At 69.9% G+C, this 12994-nt stretch carries 14 protein-coding genes and 1 rRNA gene; 8 read left to right on the top strand and 7 right to left on the bottom strand.

Annotated features, from left to right (window positions below):
• Together rrf and ACEZDG_RS31370 are read left to right on the top strand one after the other, a co-directional pair.
• Window positions 1-98, top strand: a 5S ribosomal RNA gene (rrf, locus tag ACEZDG_RS31375); the annotation flags it as partial.
• A 383-nt stretch (window positions 99-481) separates the two neighbouring features.
• Entirely contained in the window at window positions 482-613 is a 132-nt protein-coding gene (locus ACEZDG_RS31370; RefSeq protein ID WP_380516189.1) for a hypothetical protein, read from the top strand.
• A gap of 108 nt (window positions 614-721) precedes the next feature.
• Here ACEZDG_RS31370 and ACEZDG_RS31365 read toward each other — a convergent pair whose 3' ends face one another.
• Window positions 722-925, bottom strand: coding sequence for a cold-shock protein (locus tag ACEZDG_RS31365; RefSeq protein WP_030258797.1), 204 nt, complete (start codon window positions 923-925; stop codon window positions 722-724).
• A gap of 441 nt (window positions 926-1366) precedes the next feature.
• On the opposite strand from ACEZDG_RS31365, the gene ACEZDG_RS31360 reads away from it, so the two are divergent.
• Window positions 1367-1570, top strand: coding sequence for a cold-shock protein (locus ACEZDG_RS31360; RefSeq protein WP_034090357.1), 204 nt, complete (start codon window positions 1367-1369; stop codon window positions 1568-1570).
• A gap of 118 nt (window positions 1571-1688) precedes the next feature.
• Here the strand turns inward: ACEZDG_RS31360 and ACEZDG_RS31355 are convergent, their stop codons facing one another.
• Window positions 1689-2192 (bottom strand): MarR family winged helix-turn-helix transcriptional regulator, encoded by a 504-nt coding sequence (locus ACEZDG_RS31355; RefSeq protein ID WP_380516186.1) that lies wholly within the window; start codon window positions 2190-2192, stop codon window positions 1689-1691.
• Between the two features lie 104 nt (window positions 2193-2296).
• Between ACEZDG_RS31355 and ACEZDG_RS31350 the strand changes: the two genes are divergently transcribed.
• Window positions 2297-2950 (top strand): FMN-dependent NADH-azoreductase, encoded by a 654-nt coding sequence (locus tag ACEZDG_RS31350; protein WP_380516183.1) that lies wholly within the window; start codon window positions 2297-2299, stop codon window positions 2948-2950.
• A gap of 344 nt (window positions 2951-3294) precedes the next feature.
• Here the strand turns inward: ACEZDG_RS31350 and ACEZDG_RS31345 are convergent, their stop codons facing one another.
• From ACEZDG_RS31345 to ACEZDG_RS31325, 5 genes are all read right to left on the bottom strand, one after another.
• Window positions 3295-3705, bottom strand: coding sequence for a pyridoxamine 5'-phosphate oxidase family protein (locus tag ACEZDG_RS31345; RefSeq protein WP_449341740.1), 411 nt, complete (start codon window positions 3703-3705; stop codon window positions 3295-3297).
• Window positions 3706-3735: 30 nt separating this feature from the next.
• Window positions 3736-3939, bottom strand: a complete 204-nt coding sequence (locus ACEZDG_RS31340; RefSeq protein WP_380516181.1) for a hypothetical protein — start codon at window positions 3937-3939, stop codon at window positions 3736-3738.
• A gap of 275 nt (window positions 3940-4214) precedes the next feature.
• Complete coding sequence (locus ACEZDG_RS31335; RefSeq protein ID WP_380516178.1) at window positions 4215-4541, bottom strand: STAS domain-containing protein; 327 nt, start codon at window positions 4539-4541, stop codon at window positions 4215-4217.
• A 117-nt stretch (window positions 4542-4658) separates the two neighbouring features.
• The gene (locus tag ACEZDG_RS31330) at window positions 4659-5312 is read right to left on the bottom strand and encodes an MBL fold metallo-hydrolase (protein ID WP_380516175.1); all 654 of its coding nucleotides are present in this window, start codon (window positions 5310-5312) and stop codon (window positions 4659-4661) included.
• A gap of 22 nt (window positions 5313-5334) precedes the next feature.
• On the bottom strand, window positions 5335-6057 hold the full coding sequence (locus tag ACEZDG_RS31325) for a maleylpyruvate isomerase family mycothiol-dependent enzyme (protein ID WP_380516172.1): 723 nt from the start codon (window positions 6055-6057) through the stop codon (window positions 5335-5337).
• Window positions 6058-6351: 294 nt separating this feature from the next.
• Here ACEZDG_RS31325 and uvrA point away from each other — a divergent pair, with 294 nt between their 5' ends.
• From uvrA to rapZ, 4 genes are all read left to right on the top strand, one after another.
• Window positions 6352-9324 (top strand): excinuclease ABC subunit UvrA, encoded by a 2973-nt coding sequence (gene uvrA, locus ACEZDG_RS31320; protein WP_380516169.1) that lies wholly within the window; start codon window positions 6352-6354, stop codon window positions 9322-9324.
• A 103-nt stretch (window positions 9325-9427) separates the two neighbouring features.
• The gene (locus tag ACEZDG_RS31315) at window positions 9428-9907 is read left to right on the top strand and encodes a Rieske (2Fe-2S) protein (RefSeq protein WP_380516166.1); all 480 of its coding nucleotides are present in this window, start codon (window positions 9428-9430) and stop codon (window positions 9905-9907) included.
• Between the two features lie 144 nt (window positions 9908-10051).
• A complete protein-coding gene (gene uvrC, locus ACEZDG_RS31310) occupies window positions 10052-12055 on the top strand; it encodes an excinuclease ABC subunit UvrC (RefSeq protein ID WP_380516163.1) in 2004 nt (667 codons plus the stop codon).
• Between the two features lie 25 nt (window positions 12056-12080).
• Window positions 12081-12956, top strand: a complete 876-nt coding sequence (gene rapZ, locus ACEZDG_RS31305) for an RNase adapter RapZ (RefSeq protein ID WP_380516212.1) — start codon at window positions 12081-12083, stop codon at window positions 12954-12956.
• Window positions 12957-12994: the final 38 nt, after the last annotated feature.

Here is a 12994-nt window from a genome sequence, read left to right as displayed (position 1 = left end):
GGGAAACGCCCGGTAACATCCCGAACCCGGAAGCTAAGCCTCACAGCGCCGATGGTACTGCAGGGGGGACCCTGTGGGAGAGTAGGACGCCGCCGAACAACCATTCCAGTGAAGCCCCCTGACCACCGGTCAGGGGGCTTCACTGCGTTCATCACCGAACACCCGTGGGGTCGGCCCTCACCGTTGCCACAGTGGCGGCGCCGTCTCGCGCCTGTCGGCGCAAAGAAGCCAACTACACGGAGCCCCGCACCGGGCCGGGGCCCGAAGCCCCCTTCCCGTCAGCGAGAAACAACGCCCGACCACCCGCCCCGCCCCCGCGTAGTTGGCCGCAGTGCGGCGGAGCCGCGAGACGGTGTCGCCACTGCTGCTACGGCGAAGGCCGACCCCACTCAGGGCCGGCGCACCCAGCGTGGCACGGTTGGCCGGTTTGCCCCTTTTCGCATAGCGTCGCAGTGATGAAACGTGATGAAAGGGGCAGGTGATGGTGGTCCTGGAGATCCTGGGGTTCTCGCTGGCAGTGATCGCGATCTGCACGGGGCTGCTGCTGTTTCTGATCGGCGGCCCGAACTACCGCAAGCAGCACCCGCACCCGCACCCGCAGCAGCAGCCGTAGCCGGGCGGTAGCCGCGGCGCCAGGTCGCTAGCCACCCCGCCGGCAAACGCAGAGACGCCCCGTCCCGGTGGTGAACCGGTACGGGGCGTCTCCGACGCGCGCCGATCGTCAGATCGTGCGGATGTTCTCGGCCTGCGGGCCCTTCTGGCCCTGCGTGACGTCGAACTCGACCTTCTGGCCCTCGAGGAGCTCGCGGAAGCCCTGCGCGTTGATGTTCGAGTAGTGGGCGAAGACGTCGGCGCCGCCGCCGTCCTGCTCAATGAAGCCGAAACCCTTTTCGGCGTTGAACCACTTCACGGTGCCGGTAGCCATATTGATCTCCTTCTGTCAGGGGCTGGTGCCAGGACTCGCACGGTACGAGCCCTGTGTCGCCGGAATGATCACCCTGGTCACGAAGGGACCTGCGAAAGCACGAACGCCCGTGATCGCGATCACGGGCGGCCAAAACTTAGGGAACCACGCACTGCAACTGATCTAGAGAATACAGGGTGGGTCCCGGGTCTCGTCAACAGATCACAGGGCTCATGTGTCGCAGCTGTGACCTGCACACACTCGTGTCACGTAGCCGATCCCGTGGGTATCGTGTACGGTTTTGCCCTGTAGTAGTCGTGGTTCTCGACGTTTGTACGCCCGTGATCCCGATCGCGGGCTTTTTTCCTGTTCTGCGATCTCCTCATGGGTCGGGCGTACGGATCGATGACTCGGAGTCCGCACGGTGCGGCTCCTACACGACTGCAGAGGAGAACGAGAGACATGGCCACCGGAACCGTCAAGTGGTTCAACGCTGAAAAGGGCTTCGGCTTCATCGAGCAGGACGGCGGCGGCGCCGACGTCTTCGCCCACTACTCCAACATCAACGCCCAGGGCTTCCGCGAGCTCCTCGAGGGCCAGAAGGTCGAGTTCGACGTCACGCAGGGCCAGAAGGGCCCGCAGGCCGAGAACATCCGCCCGCTCTAAGGCCCAAAGCCTGATCAGCGTCGCGTGGTGAGCGCCCCCGCACCGGTTCGCCGGTACGGGGGCGCTTTCATATTCCGGGCGCGGGCGCGGATGTGAGCGCGGGCGCGGGCGTGAGCCGCTACTTGAGCTGGGACGCCACGGAGCAGGGGTCGGCCGCCTCGCCGGTGTGTGCGATGTAGTGCGAGGCCAGCGACTGCAGCATGCAGCGCAGCTGCCCCTGTTCGGCGGGGCTGAGTGGGGCGAGGACGGTGGCCTCGGCCTCCTCGATGGCCTGTTGGGCCACCTTCAGCCGTTCGCCGCCGGCGGGTGTGGCCCGGATCAGTCGACTGCGGCGGTCCGCGGGGTCGGCGATCCGCTCCACCAGGCCGGCCTTCGCCAGGTCGTCGACCAGGTAGACCATCACGGTGCGGTCGACGCCGAGTTGGCGTGCCAGTTCGGCCTGGTTCCGTGCGCTGCAGTGGGCGGCGCCGGAGAGGGCCTGGAAGCCGCGGTGACCGTGTGGGATGCCGGCCACGGCGCGTTCCATGGCCTCCCCGTAGGCGCGGAAGCACTGCGCCAGCAACCAGCCCAGGCTGTCCTCGAGGCCGGGCGGCAGTAGGGGAGCGGGCTCGATGGTGGTCACGGACCCAGCGTAGCCGAGCACCCCTGCTTGACAAATAGTCTGGCGAACAGACAGTCTTCTAGACATACGAGCTGTTCCACCACCTATCTATGTCGAGGCTCACCATGGCACACCTGCTTCACATCGACTCTTCCGCGCTGACATCCGGCTCGGTCTCCAAGGAGATCGCCACCACCTTCCGCAAGTCCTGGCAGCAGGCGCACCCCGATGGCACCGTCACCTACCGTGACCTGGGCATCGACCCGGTTCCGCCGCTGGTGGAGGCGAGCATCACGGCCGGCTTCACCCCCGAGGACGCCCGCACGCCGGAGCAGGTCGCGGCCTTCGCCCTGCGCGAGGGGCTGGTGGAGGAGGTCCTCGCGGCCGATGCCTTTCTGCTGAGCGTGCCCATGTACAACTGGGGCGTGCCGGCCACCTTCAAGGCGTGGCTGGACCAGATCCTGGTGGTGGGCCGCACGGCCGACCTCTCCAACACCCCGGTGCTGGCCGGTCGCCCGGCGACTGTGGTGCTCAGCTACGGCGGCGGTTATGACGCGGGCACTCCGCGGGAGGGCTGGGACTTCGTCCAGCCGTACCTGGAGACGGTGCTGGTCCAGGCGATGGGCCTGGATGTCACCGTGATCAAGGCGCAGCTCACGCTCGCCGAGCGGAACCCGGCGATGGCCGAGCTGATCCCGGCCTCGCTGCAGCAGCGTGAGGACGCTCACACCACCGCGCACGCGCACGCCCGCACCGTCGTGACGGCGCTCGGCGTCTGAGGCGCCACCCCAGACCGCTCTGCTCCGGGCGGCCCCGCCCCCCCGGCCGGTCCTGGGCGGCTCCGTCGCCCCGCAGGCACGACGAAGGCCCCGCCGACGGGGGAGACGGCGGGGCCTTCGATTTCAGAGTACAACCAGGGGCGGTATGTCGGGAACGCTCGCGTCGCATGGGGCGAATGTGTCTGCGGTCTCGACGGCCGGTTGTGCACATGCCATGCTTGAAGGGCATCCACCCTGTGCGCAGTGGATGCCCCGCGTGGTCCCCGCCGGCGAGGCATCCACCTGCTCGGAGATGTTCGCCGCTGCTCGGCGCGGGCGCCAACCTCGTACGCCCTCGGACAGCCTCAGGCCCCCTCGGTGAAGGTCCAGCGGGTCTGGCCGAACCGGCCCTTGGCGAAGCCGAACGCCCTTGCGGGCCTGACCTCGTAGACCCAGGCCCGCTGGTCCCCGCCCCCGCCGGCACCGGTGAACGCTCCGTCGCGCACCTCGAAGGCCCAGTCCTTGCGGTACTTGGCGAGGTAGGCGTCGGCGACCCGGAGCAGCTTCGCGGTGTCCTCGGCCACCCGCACCGCGCGGCCCTCCAGGACCAGGTCGAGGCCGCTGTTGAGGGTGTTGCTGCCGGTGGTCAGCACGCACTGCGGATTCCCCGCGAGGTTGCGGACCTTGCGTTCGCTCGGACCGCTGCAGAAGTACAGCGCGCCGTCGAGCCACACCGCGATCAGCGGCGTGACATGGGGGAGACCCTCGGGGCGCACCGTCGAGTGGACGAAGCAGACCCCCGGAACTCATCGCTCGCGCGGGCCTCCCCGGCCGCGCAGTCGCCAGGCCCAGCCGAGCAGGGCGAGTCCGGCCAGGATCGCCACCGCGCCGAGCAGGGCGTACTGGCTGTGTCCTGACATCATCGAGCCGCTCATCGCGCCGGTTCCCTGGGCCACCCACACGCCGCCGATGGCGACCAGGACGACACCGACCACTCCACGGATCCACATGGCTTGTTCCACTCCGCTCGACGCGTGGCCGTCCGCCCGAAGGGGGCGGCCGATCCGTGCACAGGTACGCGGCTGCCCCGCCCGGGGTTCACCGGGGCGCCAGTCGGCCCTCCGCGTTAGTGGGGGGTCACGGAGGGCCGAGGCGTACGGCGGGGGTGCGCCGTGCTGCGCGCCTGCCCGGTCGCGGACCTGTCATGCGTGCGGAGCCGACGGTTTTCCCATGCGGTGTCATATGTCGCTGAAAGGAACAGGATTGGGCCGGGTCTGACGCAGGGTCAGGAAGGCGCGCCGAGCATCGGACCGAGCCCGGTCACGTTCAGCAGCATCTCCAGTCGGGGGCCGATCTGGATCAGGTAGAGCCGCACGCCCCGACTCGCGGCCAGCTTCTGGGCGTTGAGCAGGGCGCTGAGGCCGCTGGAGTCGCAGAACGACACCAGGCCCACGTCGATCTCGACGCAGCTGATGTCTGCGCAGGTCAGCAGGTGCCGTACGGCCGGCCCCAGGGTGGCGGCCGTGGTCAGGTCGAGATCGCCTGCGAGCAGGATCTGTGCAGTGGATCCGCAGTCGAGGACGACTGCGGTCACGGCTGAGCTGTCGCCCATGGAGTCCCCTGTCTCCCAAGTGCGCGGGGCATCAAGGTAGTTGAAGAGAGGAGCATCTGCACACAGCTTCTCCATGATTCTTTTTGGGCACAACTGAGCGAACCTGTCGGAGCCTGCTCACCAGCCCCGGGCGCGCCACTCCGCGAGCTGCGGGCGCTCGGTGCCCAGGGTGGTGTCGTCGCCGTGGCCCGGGTAGACCCAGGTCTCGTCCGGGAGGACCGCGAAGAGCTTGGACTCGACGCCGCCGAGCAGGCTGCTGAAGGCCTCGGCGTCGCCGCGGGTGTTTCCGACGCCGCCGGGGAAGAGGCAGTCGCCGGTGAACAGGTGCGGGTGCCCCTGCGGGTCGTCGTAGATCAGCACGATCGAGCCGGGGGTGTGTCCGACCAGGTGCCGCGCGGTCAGCTCGACCTCGCCGAAGCGCAGCGTGTCGCCGTCGTCCAGCAGCAGGTCGGAGCGGACCGGGATGCCCTCGGCGTCCAGGCGGCCGGACGCGGTGCGGGCGCCGGTGGCCTCGACCACGTCGGCCAGGGCCTGCCAGTGGTCCTCGTGGCGGTGGGTGGTGACCACGGTGTCCAGGCTGCTGCCGACGGTCTCCAGCAGCACCGGAGCGTCGGCCGCGGCGTCGATCAGCAACTGCTGGTCGGTGGCGCGGCAGCGCAGCAGATAGGCGTTGTTGTTGAAGGGCCCGACGGCGACCTTGGTGATCACCAGGTGGGGCAACTCCCGTACGTCCGGCGTTCCGCCGACCTTGACTGCTCCGTGGTACGACATGGCCCCAGCCTATCCGTCGGACTCAGCTCATGGGGGGCAGCACCGGGAGCGCCTCGACCGGGACGCCCAGGGCCGCGCCGTCCGAGCGGCCGGAGAGCCAGGCGACCAGCGCGGCGGCCGGGGCGGCGAGCTCCAGCGGCGGCCTCGCACTGCCTGCGTCGCTGCCCAGTTCGTAGACCGCGCCGGTGTCGGTGTCCTCCAGCCGCAGGGCGGCGAGGCCGGCCGCGTCCCGGTAGCGGGCGGTGAGGCTGCCGAGCTCGCGGGCCACGAACTCGGCCGGCCAGTGCGCCGGGGTGTAGTCGAGCCCGAGGTCGACATGGTGGTACTCGACCTCGGAGATCCGCTTCAGCGGGACGCCCGAGGCCGGGAAGGGGCCGGAGCGGTGCGGGACCTCGGCCGACCAGGCGGCGTCCGGCATGGCCTCGGTGGCGGCGGTGAAGCGCAGCCCGGAGGCGCGCAGGTCGGCCAGCTGCTCGGCGAGGGGGCGCTTGGCGCCGTCCTGGATGCCGCGGTCCCGGGCCTCCGGGCTCGGGTACATCGGGATGGGCTGCGAGGTGCGGGCGCCGCGCAGCAGATTGGCGAGGGCGTCGGCGTTGCGGGAGATGTGGGTGAGGACATGGCCCCTGGTCCAGCCGGGCAGCGCGGACGCCTCGGAGACCTGCTCGGGGCGCATCTGCTCGACGCTGCGCAGCAGCGAAGCGGCGGATTCGGCGGCGGCTTCGAGGGCCTGGGTGGGGGCGGTCATGGGGTGCCTCCTCGTACGGGCGGCGCGTGTCCCGCGCGCCTTCTCATCGTTTCACCCGGCAGGGGGCGCCGTTGACGCTACCGTCGATTCATCCCTTCGGGTGATGCTCCACGATTGCTTCAGAAATCGAACACGTGATCCCATGTAGTCAGAGGCGCAGGGACTGTCGGGCCGAGAGCCTACGATGGATCCCGACGGGCATCCCCCCGCGCCGACCCCAGAACGCCGGGCGGCTCCGGATCGCCCCATCCAGGAACCGCCCGGCTCCCCTTCGTCCCCGGAAGGCGCAATAGCGTGGCAGACCGCCTCATTGTCCGCGGTGCTCGCGAGCACAACCTCAAGAACGTCTCGCTCGACCTGCCTCGCGACTCCCTCATCGTCTTCACCGGCCTGTCCGGCTCCGGGAAGTCCTCGCTGGCCTTCGACACCATCTTCGCCGAGGGCCAGCGCCGCTACGTCGAGTCGCTGTCCTCCTACGCCCGGCAGTTCCTGGGCCAGATGGACAAGCCCGACGTCGACTTCATCGAGGGCCTCTCCCCGGCCGTCTCCATCGACCAGAAGTCCACCTCGCGCAACCCCCGTTCCACCGTCGGCACGATCACCGAGGTCTACGACTACCTGCGGCTGCTGTTCGCGCGGATCGGCCACCCGCACTGCCCCGAGTGCGGCCGGCCGATCGCCCGCCAGTCGCCGCAGCAGATCGTCGACAAGGTCCTCGAACTGCCCGAGGGGACGCGGTTCCAGCTGCTCAGCCCGCTGGTCCGGGCCCGCAAGGGCGAGTTCGTCGACCTCTTCGCCGATCTGCAGACCAAGGGCTACTCCCGGGCCAGGGTGGACGGCGCGACGATCCAGCTGACCGAGCCGCCGACGCTCAAGAAGCAGGAGAAGCACACCATCGAGGTGGTCATCGACCGCCTGACCGTGAAGAAGAGCGCCCAGCGCCGGCTGACCGACTCGGTGGAGACCGCCCTCAAGCTCTCCGGCGGCACGGTCGTGCTCGACTTCGTCGACCTGCCCGAGGACGACCCCGAGCGTGAGCGGATGTACTCCGAGCACCTCTACTGCACCTTCGACGACATCTCCTACGAGGAGATGGAGCCGCGCTCCTTCTCCTTCAACTCGCCGTTCGGCGCCTGCCCCGAGTGCACCGGCCTCGGCAGCAGGATGGAGGTCGACCCCGAACTGATCGTCCCCGACGAGCAGAAGACGCTGGACGAGGGCGCGATCCACCCCTGGTCGCTGGGCCACACCCGGGAGTACCACCAGCGCATGATCGGCGCGCTGGCCAAGGAGGTCGGCTTCCGCACCGACATCCCCTGGGCGGGCCTGCCGCAGCGGGCCAAGAAGGCGCTGCTGTACGGGCACAACTCCCAGGTCGAGGTGAAGTTCCGGAACCGCTTCGGCCGTGAGCGCTCCTATGTCACCGGCTTCGAGGGCGCGGTGCCGTTCATCCAGCGCCGGCACTCCGAGTCGGAGACCGACAGCAGCAGGGAGCGCTTCGAGGGCTACATGCGGGAGATCGCCTGCCCCGCCTGCCACGGCACCCGGCTGAAGCCGGTGGTGCTCGCGGTGACCATGGCCGGCAAGTCCATCGCCGAGGTCGCCGGGATGTCGATCATCGACTGCGCCGAGTTCCTGGGCGCGATGGAGCTCTCCGACCGCGAGAAGACCATCGCCGAGCGGGTGCTCAAGGAGGTCAACGAGCGGCTGAAGTTCCTGGTGGACGTGGGCCTCGACTACCTCTCGCTGAACCGCGCGGCCGGGACGCTGTCCGGCGGCGAGGCGCAGCGGATCAGGCTGGCCACCCAGATCGGCTCCGGCCTGGTCGGCGTGCTCTACGTGCTGGACGAGCCCTCGATCGGGCTGCACCAGCGCGACAACCACCGGCTGATCGAGACCCTGGTCCGGCTCCGCGACCTGGGCAACACCCTGATCGTGGTGGAGCACGACGAGGACACCATCCGGGCCGCCGACTGGGTCGTCGACATCGGCCCCGGCGCGGGCGAGCACGGCGGCCATGTGGTGCACTCCGGCTCCCGCGAGGGGCTGCTCGCCAACCAGGAGTCGCTGACCGGTGCGTACCTCGCCGGGCGGCGCAGCATCCCCACCCCCGAGGTGCGCCGGCCGATCGACCCCAAGCGGCAGATCACCGTGCACGGGGCGCGCGAGCACAACCTGCAGGACGTGGATGTGAGCTTCCCGCTGGGGACCTTCACCGCGATCACGGGTGTCTCCGGATCGGGCAAGTCGACGCTGGTCAACGACATCCTCTACACCCATCTCGCCCGCGAGCTCAACGGTGCGCGCAGCGTCCCCGGACGGCACACCAGGGTCACCGGCACCGACCAGGTCGACAAGGTGGTCCATGTCGACCAGTCGCCGATCGGCCGCACCCCGCGCTCCAACCCGGCCACCTACACCGGCGTCTTCGACCATGTCCGGCGGCTGTTCGCGGAGACCACCGAGGCGAAGGTGCGCGGCTACCTGCCGGGCCGCTTCTCCTTCAACGTCAAGGGCGGGCGCTGCGAGAACTGCGCCGGCGACGGCACCATCAAGATCGAGATGAACTTCCTGCCGGACGTCTACGTCCCCTGCGAGGTGTGCCACGGGGCCCGCTACAACCGGGAGACGCTGGACGTCCACTTCAAGGGCAAGTCCATCGCCGAGGTGCTGGACATGCCGATCGAGGAGGGGCTGGAGTTCTTCGAGGCCGTCCCGCCGATCGCCCGCCACCTGCGGACGCTCACCGACGTCGGGCTCGGCTACGTCCGGCTCGGGCAGTCCGCGCCGACGCTGTCCGGCGGTGAGGCGCAGCGGGTGAAGCTCGCCTCCGAGCTGCAGAAGCGCTCCACCGGTCGCACGGTCTACGTCCTGGACGAGCCGACCACCGGGCTGCACTTCGAGGACATCAGCAAGCTGATCAAGGTGCTCACCGGCCTGGTGGACAAGGGCAACACGGTCATCGTGATCGAGCACAACCTGGATGTGATCAAGACCGCCGACTGGGTCGTCGACATGGGTCCCGAGGGCGGCAACGGCGGCGGGCTGGTGGTCGCCGAGGGCACCCCGGAGCACATCGCCACGGTGGGCGAGAGCCACACCGGCAAGTTCCTGCGCGACATCCTGGGGGACCGGGTGTTCGAGGAGGAGCAGGCCGCGGCGGCGGCGAGGAAGCCGGCAGCGAAGAAGGCCGCGGCCAAGAAGGCGGCGGCGAAGAAGACAGCCGCCAAGACGGTCGCCAAGAAGGCCCCCACCCGTACAAAGTAGGCACAGCAGGGCCGCATAGGGTGCACCCGGGACCGCAACCTGTCCCGGGTGCACCGCGTTGTGTCAGGTGTCCCCTACGCCTGCCTACGGAGCACCGAGACCCATGACGCACCTTGACGACAGTCCCGCACCCGCCGCCGGCACCCCCGCCGACACCGCCGGGCCCGGCGCCTGCTGCGGCCTCTCCCGGCGCGGGGTGCTGCGCGGGGCGGCGGCCGTGGGCGCGGTCGGCGCCGCCGGGGTCGCGCTGGCCGCCTGCTCCGCCGGCGGCGGTACCGCGGCGGCCTCGGGGCCGACCACGGTCGGGCCGACCAGCGACGTCCCGGTCGGCGGCGGCAAGGTCTACAAGGACGACAAGGTCGTGGTGACCCAGCCGACCGCCGGGCAGTTCAAGGCGTTCAGCGCCGTCTGCACCCATGCCGGCTGCCTGGTCGACGGGGTGTCCGACGGCACCATCCAGTGCCCCTGCCACGGCAGCCGGTTCAAGATCGCTGACGGTTCGGTCGCCAACGGCCCCGCCTCCTCGCCGCTGCCGTCCCGCACCGTCACGGTCAAGGACGGCAGTCTGGTGGTCACCGTCTGAACCGCTCACCGGGATCCCGGCGTTCTGTCGGTGCGGGGCACTAGTGTTTTCAGTGACTCGGCTGTTCCGATCGCAGGGGAGTACACGCATGTCACGACCTGGAGCGCGCTGTGCGGCCGCAGCCCGCCCGGTGGGGGGAGCCTGATGGCCGATCCGTCCACCTACCGACCGTCGCCCGGGCAGATCCCTGCCTCCCCGGGCGTCTACAAGTTCCGCGACGCCGACACCCGGGTGATCTACGTCGGCAAGGCGAAGAGCCTGCGCCCGCGGCTGTCCTCGTACTTCCAGGACCTGGCCAATCTGCACCCGCGCACCCGGCAGATGGTCACCACCGCCGCCTCGGTCGAGTGGACCGTGGTCGGGACCGAGGTCGAGGCGCTGCAGCTGGAGTACAGCTGGATCAAGGAGTTCGACCCGCGCTTCAACGTCAAGTACCGGGACGACAAGAGCTATCCCTCGCTCGCGGTGACCCTGAACGAGCAGTTCCCCCGGGTGCAGGTGATGCGCGGCCCGAAGAAGCGCGGGGTGCGCTACTTCGGCCCCTACGGGCACGCCTGGGCGATCCGGGAGACGGTCGACCTGATGCTCCGGGTGTTTCCGGTGCGGACCTGCTCCGCCGGGGTGTTCAAGCGCGCCGAGCAGGTCGGCCGGCCCTGCCTGCTCGGCTACATCGGCAAGTGCTCCGCGCCCTGCGTCGGCCGGGTCACCCCGGAGCAGCACCGGGAGCTCGCCGAGGACTTCTGCGACTTCATGGCCGGCCGCACCGGCACCTACCTCCGGCGCCTGGAACAGGAGATGAGGGAGGCCGCCGCCGAGATGGAGTACGAGCGGGCCGGCCGGCTGCGCGACGACATCGAGGCGCTGAAGCGCGCCATGGAGAAGAACGCCGTGGTGCTCTCCGACGGCACCGACGCCGACCTGCTGGCCATCGCCGAGGACGAGTTGGAGGCCGCGGTGCAGATCTTCCACGTCCGCGGCGGCCGGGTCCGCGGCCAGCGCGGCTGGGTCACCGACAAGGTCGAGAACGTGGACACGGCCGGCCTGGTCGAGCACGCCCTGCTCCAGCTCTACGGGGAGGAGACCGGCGAGGCGGTGCCGCGCGAGGTGCTGGTGCCGACCCTGCCGGATCCGGCGGAGCCGGTGGCGCAGTGGCTCGGCGAGCGCCGGGGCAGCGCGGTGGACCTGCGGATCCCGCAGCGCGGCGACAAGCGCGAGCTGATGGTCACCGTGCAGCGCAACGCCGCCCAGGCGCTGGCGCTGCACAAGACCAAGCGCGCCGCCGACCTCACCACCCGCAGTGTCGCCCTGCAGGAGATCGCCGACGCGCTGGACCTGGAGACCGCGCCGCTGCGGATCGAGTGCTACGACATCTCGCACCTGCAGGGCCAGGACGTGGTCGCCTCCATGGTGGTGTTCGAGGACGGCCTCGCCCGCAAGAGCGAGTACCGCCGCTTCGCGATCAAGACCTTCGAGGGCCAGGACGACGTCCGCTCGATGCACGAGGTGATCACCCGCCGCTTCAAGCACACCGAGAAGCCCGCCGACCGGGACGAGGAGACCGGGAAGCCGCGCCGCTTCGCCTACCCGCCGCAGCTGATCGTGGTGGACGGCGGCGAGCCGCAGGTGGCCGCCGCGCAGCGGGCGCTGACCGAGCTGGGGGTCACCGACGTCGCCCTGTGCGGTCTGGCCAAGCGGCTCGAGGAGGTCTGGCTGCCCGACGAGGACGACCCGGTGGTGCTGCCGCGCAGCAGCGAGGGCCTCTACCTGCTGCAGCGGATCCGGGACGAGGCGCACCGCTTCGCCATCACCTACCAGCGGCAGAAGCGCGCCAAGCGGCTCACCGCGGGCTCGCTGGACGCCGTCCCGGGCCTCGGCGAGACCCGGCGGGTGGCGCTGCTGAAGCACTTCGGCTCGCTGAAGCGGCTGCGGGCCGCCACAGTGGAGGAGATCTGCGAGGTCCCCGGGGTGGGCCGGCGCACCGCGGAGGCCGTCCTCGCGGCGTTGGCCTCCCGTACATCCGCTGCTCCCGCGGTGAACACCGCGACCGGGGAGATCCTGGAGGAGAGTGCGGAGGGCGGAGATCCAGCCACTCGTTCGAGTGATTCAGGGAAGCCGCAGCCGCAGCCCGGCGTTGTCAGTACTGAATGAGCAAGCATGGGGAGTGCACGTGAGTATGTCCGGCGGTGAGACCGTACCCGAACTGGTGATCATCTCCGGGATGTCCGGAGCCGGCCGCAGTACGGCCGCGAAGTGCTTGGAAGACCTCGGTTGGTTCGTCGTGGACAACCTCCCGCCGGCCTTGATACGGACCATGGTCGACCTCGGCGCCCGCTCGCAGGGCGCGGTGGCGCGGATAGGGGCGGTGGTCGACGTCCGCGGCCGCAGCTTCTTCGACGACCTCCTCTCCTCGCTGGAGGACCTGGAGAAGCGCGGCGTGCGGTTGCGCGTGGTGTATCTGGAGGCGTCCGACGACGCCCTGGTGCGCCGGTTCGAGAGCGTCCGCCGTCCGCACCCGCTGCAGGGCGACGGGCGGATCGTGGACGGCATCGCCCAGGAGCGGACCCTGCTGCGCGACCTGCGCGGCGAGGCCGACCTGGTGATCGACACCTCCAGCCTCAATGTCCACGAACTGCGGGCCAAGCTGGACGCGCAGTTCTCCGACGACCTGGAACCGCAGCTCAGGGCGACGGTGATGTCCTTCGGCTTCAAGTACGGCCTGCCGGTGGACGCCGACCTGGTGGTGGACTGCCGCTTCCTGCCGAACCCGCACTGGGTCCCCGAACTGCGCCCGCGCACCGGCACGGACGACGAGGTGGCCCGCTATGTCTTCGACCAGCCCGGGGCCAAGGAGTTCCTGGACCAGTACGCCGAGACCCTGCGCATCGTCACCGACGGCTACCGCCGGGAGGGCAAGCGTTACATGACACTTGCCGTAGGCTGCACCGGAGGCAAACACCGCAGCGTTGCGATGTCGGAGCGGCTGGCCAAGCGGTTGATGGCCGACGGACTCGAGACGGTGCTGGTGCATCGGGACATGGGGCGCGAGTAACCGGCCGACGAGTTACCGCCCAGGGGCAAAAGGGGCAC

It is taken from the genome of Streptacidiphilus alkalitolerans (assembly GCF_042511045.1).
GTDB classification, from domain to species: Bacteria; Actinomycetota; Actinomycetes; order Streptomycetales; family Streptomycetaceae; genus Streptacidiphilus; species Streptacidiphilus alkalitolerans.
This window is presented reverse-complemented; position numbering and strand designations above follow the sequence as displayed.

Coding starts and splice junctions, on each gene's coding strand:
- ACEZDG_RS31370 (WP_380516189.1), top strand. CDS start 482: ATGGTGGTCCTGGAGATCCTGGGGTTCTCGCTGGCAGTGATCGCGATC.
- ACEZDG_RS31365 (WP_030258797.1), bottom strand. CDS start 925: ATGGCTACCGGCACCGTGAAGTGGTTCAACGCCGAAAAGGGTTTCGGC.
- ACEZDG_RS31360 (WP_034090357.1), top strand. CDS start 1,367: ATGGCCACCGGAACCGTCAAGTGGTTCAACGCTGAAAAGGGCTTCGGC.
- ACEZDG_RS31350 (WP_380516183.1), top strand. CDS start 2,297: ATGGCACACCTGCTTCACATCGACTCTTCCGCGCTGACATCCGGCTCG.
- ACEZDG_RS31340 (WP_380516181.1), bottom strand. CDS start 3,939: ATGTGGATCCGTGGAGTGGTCGGTGTCGTCCTGGTCGCCATCGGCGGC.
- ACEZDG_RS31335 (WP_380516178.1), bottom strand. CDS start 4,541: ATGGGCGACAGCTCAGCCGTGACCGCAGTCGTCCTCGACTGCGGATCC.
- ACEZDG_RS31330 (WP_380516175.1), bottom strand. CDS start 5,312: ATGTCGTACCACGGAGCAGTCAAGGTCGGCGGAACGCCGGACGTACGG.
- ACEZDG_RS31325 (WP_380516172.1), bottom strand. CDS start 6,057: ATGACCGCCCCCACCCAGGCCCTCGAAGCCGCCGCCGAATCCGCCGCT.
- ACEZDG_RS31315 (WP_380516166.1), top strand. CDS start 9,428: ATGACGCACCTTGACGACAGTCCCGCACCCGCCGCCGGCACCCCCGCC.
- uvrC (WP_380516163.1), top strand. CDS start 10,052: ATGGCCGATCCGTCCACCTACCGACCGTCGCCCGGGCAGATCCCTGCC.
- rapZ (WP_380516212.1), top strand. CDS start 12,081: ATGTCCGGCGGTGAGACCGTACCCGAACTGGTGATCATCTCCGGGATG.